This window comes from Kitasatospora sp. NPDC054795, from assembly GCF_053611565.1.
Genome location: NZ_JBSHAP010000199.1, coordinates 11,687 through 12,246 on the forward strand (window position 1 = coordinate 11,687; position 560 = coordinate 12,246).

A 560-nucleotide genomic window follows, 5' to 3' on the forward strand; every position below is an offset into this window, starting at 1 on the left:
ACCGGCCCCGGGGCCGCCCTGCGGGTGCGCGGAGGTTACCACCCCGCGCGCCGGGCGGTGGAGCGCCACGGCCGGCCGCGCGCTTTCGTGTCGAAAACGGGCCGTCGGCTCCGACGTCCCCTGTGAGGACCCCTGGAGAAAGCCGGGGGCCGTGGCCCAAGGAGTGAGAATCATGAAGTACCTGCTCGTGATGCACATGGACCCGGTGCTCTGGGAGGGCCTGTCCGTCGACGAGCAGCAGGCCGTCTACGCCGGCCACGGCGACTTCATGAAGCTCATCAAGGAGTCCGGCGAGCTGGTCACCACGCAGTCGCTGGCGCTGCCGGAGCGGAGCACCACCGTACGGGTCCGCGGCGGCGGCCCGGTGCACAGCGACGGCCCGTACCTGGACACCAAGGAGTTCGTCTGCGGCTTCTACCTGGTCGACGTCGAGACCAGGGAGCGCGCGATCGAGCTGGCCGGGCTGATCCCGGACGCCCGCCACACCGGCGTGGAGGTCCGTCAGGTGATGTTCGAACAGGGACTTGAGATGTGAGCCGGGGCCCGGCTCCGCCCGCGGG

At 71.1% G+C, this 560-nt stretch carries 1 protein-coding gene; it reads left to right on the forward strand.

Annotated features, from left to right (window positions below; all coding sequences use genetic code 11):
• The first annotated feature begins 172 nt into the window (after nucleotides 1-172).
• On the forward strand, nucleotides 173-535 hold the full coding sequence (locus tag ACWGJO_RS39195; RefSeq protein WP_452190424.1) for a YciI family protein: 363 nt from the start codon (nucleotides 173-175) through the stop codon (nucleotides 533-535).
• Nucleotides 536-560 lie beyond the last annotated feature (25 nt).

Excerpts from the sequence above, each read along its gene's own strand:
- ACWGJO_RS39195 (WP_452190424.1), top strand. The coding sequence starts at position 173 with ATGAAGTACCTGCTCGTGATGCACATGGACCCGGTGCTCTGGGAGGGC.